8 protein-coding genes are annotated in these 4598 nt (G+C 61.4%); all 8 read right to left on the minus strand.

Annotation, left to right across the window (positions count from 1 at the left end):
- Positions 1-820, minus strand: an 820-nt coding sequence (locus tag ACILSI_RS26700) for a TonB-dependent receptor plug domain-containing protein (RefSeq protein WP_395724979.1), incomplete at its 3' end; no start/stop codon positions are given.
- 116 nt (positions 821-936) lie between these two features.
- Entirely contained in the window at positions 937-1347 is a 411-nt protein-coding gene (locus tag ACILSI_RS26705; RefSeq protein ID WP_395724980.1) for a hypothetical protein, read from the minus strand.
- Positions 1348-1396: 49 nt separating this feature from the next.
- On the minus strand, positions 1397-1714 hold the full coding sequence (locus ACILSI_RS26710) for a heavy metal-associated domain-containing protein (protein ID WP_395724981.1): 318 nt from the start codon (positions 1712-1714) through the stop codon (positions 1397-1399).
- A gap of 10 nt (positions 1715-1724) precedes the next feature.
- Positions 1725-2450 carry an SCO family protein gene (locus ACILSI_RS26715; protein WP_395724982.1) on the minus strand — a complete coding sequence of 242 codons (726 nt, stop codon included), beginning with the start codon at positions 2448-2450 and terminating at the stop codon, positions 1725-1727.
- Positions 2451-2454: 4 nt separating this feature from the next.
- On the minus strand, positions 2455-2931 hold the full coding sequence (locus ACILSI_RS26720; RefSeq protein WP_395724983.1) for a c-type cytochrome: 477 nt from the start codon (positions 2929-2931) through the stop codon (positions 2455-2457).
- 183 nt (positions 2932-3114) lie between these two features.
- Positions 3115-3507: a hypothetical protein gene (locus ACILSI_RS26725; RefSeq protein ID WP_395724984.1), complete on the minus strand. Its 393-nt coding sequence runs from the start codon at positions 3505-3507 to the stop codon at positions 3115-3117.
- A 63-nt stretch (positions 3508-3570) separates the two neighbouring features.
- Positions 3571-3921 carry a hypothetical protein gene (locus ACILSI_RS26730; protein ID WP_395724985.1) on the minus strand — a complete coding sequence of 117 codons (351 nt, stop codon included), beginning with the start codon at positions 3919-3921 and terminating at the stop codon, positions 3571-3573.
- A gap of 286 nt (positions 3922-4207) precedes the next feature.
- Positions 4208-4598 (minus strand): hypothetical protein (locus tag ACILSI_RS26735; RefSeq protein WP_395724986.1); only part of this gene is annotated, 391 nt, incomplete at its 5' end.

Raw genomic sequence — 4598 nt, forward strand, 5'->3', positions numbered from 1 at the left:
TGGCCTGCTGTGGGCTGGCCTCAAACTGCGCCTTCGTCAGCGAGCCGGGGAGCTGCGATTTGCTGTCCACCCAGGTGATGAAGAAGCGGTTTTCGAGGTTTGCGCTGAGCTTCGTGCCGATGTTGGCGAAGATGCGCAGGCTCTCCTGCTCGCTCCAGTCACGAAAGCCGTCCGAGTGCGAGGCGGTGATGCTGGCGTACACGTCCGTGTCGCCGCTGACGAAACCGGAGGAGATTTGAGCGCGGCGCGTGTTGAAGCTGCCGATTTCAAAGCGCGCCTGGAACGGACTGGCCGTGTGACCGGTGTTGGAGATGAAATTGATCGCCCCGCCGAGCGTGGTGCCGCCGTATTGCAGCGCGTTCGCGCCGCGATAGACCTCGATGTAATTCGAGGTCAGCGGCTCCACGGCCTGCATGTCGAAGCCGCCGTCCGCCAAGTTCAGGGGCACGCCATCCTGCATCAGCCACAAGCCGCGGCCATGGAAGGTGCGCTGGATGCCGCTGCCGCGGATGGACAGGCGCGACTCCTCCGCGCCGAAGCGCGACTGGATCAACACACCGGGCGCGAAATCGAGCGCGTCCTTGAGCGTGCTGGCGCGACCGCGTTTGTACTCCTCCGCATCGACAACGCCCGCGCCACCGGGGATGGTTTTGGCGAGTTGTTCCTTCTTTTCCTCGACGCTTGGAATGGTGAGCGAGGGTGATTTTTGTGCCGTGATGACGACTTCGTTAAGAGTCGTCGTGGGTTTTCCGGAGGGGGCGCTCTGCGCGAGCGCTGCGCCGGTGACTGAGAGTAGAATGAGAGTATAAAATGGTTTCATGGAATGAGAGGTGAGAGAAAGGCAGCCGCGTGGATGGCGGCATGCACATGAGGCGTGGGCCGGACTTGCAAGTCCGGCGGTTTGATGGATCGAACTTGGAAGTTCGATCTACAGGCTCAAACCAGTCCGCGTCGTGGCGGGGGCGTCTCCGGCATCTCCGTACGTTTCACCCAATCTTCGTGAATCATCACGAAAGTCATCATCTCAATCAAAGGCACGGTCAGTCTGACCATCTCCACCAGCACGGCGTCCAGTTTCTTCATGGCCTGTCCTGTCTGCTGCGGCTGGTTTTGATCTGAATCACGGCCTTCCTTCACCGTCTGGCACAGAGGGCAGCCATGCTGGCCGTCGAAGGTCTTTTCCACCGCCTCGATCATCGCGCCTTCAGCCGCATAGGAGATCAGCATGCCCGTCCACGCGATGCCTTGAATCACCGCCCAGTGAAGGCCGAGCGAAAGGCACACCAGCAGCACGATCCCGCGCTGCGCGAGGCGCGCCGAAGGTCGGGTTGGGAAGGCGGGAGACATGGGCGGCGATTATGGAAGCGGGTAGAGAGGTGTCAACACATGCGCCGGGTTACTTCTCACGCACGAGCCGCAAGCTGCGGATGTCGTACATCTTCGCGTCATCTCCGAGCGCTTTGACGGCATCCTCCCGGGTTAGCGTGGCACAGGCGGCGATGATTTCGAGCCTGGGCAAGCCGCCGGACTCGTTGCGTGTGACTTTCACGGTGCGCACGCCTTCCATCTTGGAAAGCGCGCTTTCGACCTTGTGGGTGCAATGAATGCACATGATGCCGACGACCTCGCCGTGATAGACGAACTGGACAGGATCACCTGCGACGCAGGAGGTGATGGCGATGAGACTTAGGAGGAGTGTGAGAAGGTGTTTCATGGAGCTGGTGTCATTGATCGGGGTGGTCGAGAAGCCGCCGCACGTCACGGCTGAGATGCTCGGTCATGAGCATGGCGACCTCGGATTGTGGGTGGAAGACGGAGTAATAACCACGCACACGACCCTGGCGGTCGATGAGGACCAGCCGGAGGTCGTGCTCGTAGAGGTCGAGCGGATTGAGGCGCTTTTCCTCCGGGATGGGCGCGGGCGCCTGAAGTTGCAGTTCATGGGTCATGTAGTCCCAGATTGCCTGCTGATTCCCGGTGACGAACCACCAGGGATCTTCAGGCTTTGCGCCGACGCCCTCGGCGTAAGCTTTGAGAAAGCCGGTCGTGTCGCGCTCGGGCGCCACCGCGAGCGAGACCTGATGAAAATCAGGCCGGGCGTGGTGCGCGGCGTTCAGTTTCTGCATCTGAGCCACGACAGCGGCGCAACCGTGCGGGCACACCGTGTACAAGCAGGCCATCACCGTGACTTTGCCACGCAGGGAGGAGAGCTTCACGCTTTGCCCGCTGCGTTCGGTGACTTCGAGGTCGCCCTGGATGTGAGCGATGACTGGCAGCGGGGGCTGCGGGAGCGTTTGATTGAGATAACGCCCGAACAGCAGAACGCCCGCGAGCGAAAGGCCTATGCCGAAGACGATGCGCAACCATGCGCCGGTGCTGATCTGATGCTCAGCACCGGCGGATGAGTAACGAATGCCCGAGGGCGCGGCGTTGGGAGGTGAGTCCGACATCGTGTTATTCGACCGGGATTCTTTGCAGCTCGGCCTCGGTCCACATCGCGGCGCGGGATTTCTCCGTTTCGCGGACGGCCTTGACCTCGTCAGGTGTGACGGCGGATGCCTTGTTGCCAAACGCGTCACGCACATAGGTCAGCACATCGGCGATCTGTGTGTCGCTGAGCACGGCCCCCTGCGGCGGCATGAGCGGCGCAGGCGTGGCAAAAGGCTTGCCGTTGATGGTGACGGGGCCGGTGAAGCCGTGCAGCACCATGCGGATCATGCGGTCCGGCTTTTTCGCCGCAGTCCAGTCAGATCCGGCCAGCGGCGGGAACATGCCCGGCAAACCGAGGCCGGTGGGCTGATGGCAGGCGAAGCAGACCTGCATGTAAACGGTCTGGCCGCGGGCCATGGCGGCATCCTGGGCATGCAGCCCGGAGTTGAGTGAAAACAGCGCGAGCGCCGTGATGAAGAGGGTGGTTTTGGAAAGAGACATGGAATGATGAATGGACAGGAACCGAAAGAGGATGAGGGGCGGCATGCGGGTTCCCTGTGGGCATGGCACGACCGTTTTTGAGGACGCGAAAGGCTGGCGCACACGCGTCGGACGCACCGGCATCGACATGCCAGACTGCGCATGGACGCACGATGCGTCCGCGGTGTCTCAACCAACGAGAATCTAAACAGCGCCGCGTCGTGGCGGTGGCACGGGAGGACGCAGATCCATCTCAAAGGGTGTTTGCGTCAGCTCCGTGCAGAGGATGACAAAGGCTGGCGGGGTGAGAATCGCACGCTCCAGCACGGCAAGAGCGAGCAGCAGCTTCTTGTGCGACTCCTTCTTCTGCCTGGGATCATTTTTCTCCTTCTGAGTTCCGGTCCACACCGCGCCGCACAGGGCGCAAGGGTGCTCCGCGTCGAAAGTCTGGCTCATGCCGGTGAGCAGCGAGCCTTCCTGAATGGAATAAGTGACAATCATGCCCGCCCACGCGGCGGATTGCAGCACAACCCAGTGCAGCCCGATGGAGAAAACCAGGGCGGCGACGATGAGGGTGCGTGCGAGTTGGCGGAGCATGAATGAGAGCCTCCGGCGATTCTGCGCATGCAGCACAGAACCGCCGGAGAGCATGGGGTGTGATTATTTGCCTTTGTAGATGTCGTGGCAGGCCTTGCAGTTGACGGCTTTTTTGAAGTCGCTCACACCTGAAGCGTCCTTGGCCTGGACTTTCTTCACGGCACCGATGAGCGCCTGGCATTTTTCGACCCACTTGGCTTTGTCGCCCTTGCCTGGAGTCTGGCCGCACATGGCGGTGTAAACTTTGAGCAGCTCGGCCAGATCAGCGTCGGTGGCCTCGCCTTTGCCGACCTTCTTGCACAGGGCGTCTTCAGGCTTGTGGTACTTCTTCATGGCGTCCTTGATGACGTCATTGGCGGCGGCGGAGCTGAGGCCGATGGCAACGAACAGGAGGGCGAATGCTGTTTTCTTCATGTGGTGTTGTCAGGTTTGTGGTGTGTGTGTGTTGGGTTTTCAAATCCAGAGCGTGAACTGCGGATCGGAAATTTGTCGCCCCCGCCCGGAAAACGGCCGGACGGAGGCGTCTGAAGAAACGAGGCTTTCGCCCCGAACTCTGCTCTCCAGAAAGAGCCTCCATGGCAGTCATGCGTGAAATGCATGCAGGCCCGTGTGCCTGCCGCGCGATGCTGCCGTTGTGAGGAGGTGGGCCGGGCAGGAAATCCAGGCGCTGCCTTCAATTCAGCAGCGCGGCTTCACAGGCTCAGGCCAAAGACCGCCGGGGCGGTGGTGTGTCCGGCGTGTGATTCAACACATGAAGCTTGGCTTCGGCACGGACGGGATAAACTGGGGAAGGCGGAGCGCTGATGATGATGGCGGGAGCAGCGTCCGCGATGAGATGCAGCTTGAGCTTGCCATCGGCCTTGGGCGCCTGCTTTTCATCCGCAGGAGTGCCCTCGGTGCTTTTGGCCAGCTTGCAGAGCGGGCAGGGATGTGCGCCATCAAACGTCTCGCTCACTCCCTGCGCCACCGAGCCTTTCTCCAGGCTGTAGGACACCAGCATGCCAGCCCAGGCGGCCGACTGGATGACGACAGTGTGCAGCCCGATGGAAACCATCAGGCCAAGCACCATGATCCATCGTGCGGCAGCGAAC

This window comes from Prosthecobacter sp. (assembly GCF_044232965.1).
GTDB lineage: Bacteria > Verrucomicrobiota > Verrucomicrobiia > Verrucomicrobiales > Verrucomicrobiaceae > Prosthecobacter.

Bases quoted from the DNA above. Each gene is read 5' to 3' on its own strand.
- ACILSI_RS26715 (WP_395724982.1), bottom strand. From the start codon at position 2,450: ATGTCGGACTCACCTCCCAACGCCGCGCCCTCGGGCATTCGTTACTCA.
- ACILSI_RS26730 (WP_395724985.1), bottom strand. From the start codon at position 3,921: ATGAAGAAAACAGCATTCGCCCTCCTGTTCGTTGCCATCGGCCTCAGC.
- ACILSI_RS26705 (WP_395724980.1), bottom strand. From the start codon at position 1,347: ATGTCTCCCGCCTTCCCAACCCGACCTTCGGCGCGCCTCGCGCAGCGC.
- ACILSI_RS26710 (WP_395724981.1), bottom strand. From the start codon at position 1,714: ATGAAACACCTTCTCACACTCCTCCTAAGTCTCATCGCCATCACCTCC.
- ACILSI_RS26720 (WP_395724983.1), bottom strand. From the start codon at position 2,931: ATGTCTCTTTCCAAAACCACCCTCTTCATCACGGCGCTCGCGCTGTTT.
- ACILSI_RS26725 (WP_395724984.1), bottom strand. From the start codon at position 3,507: ATGCTCCGCCAACTCGCACGCACCCTCATCGTCGCCGCCCTGGTTTTC.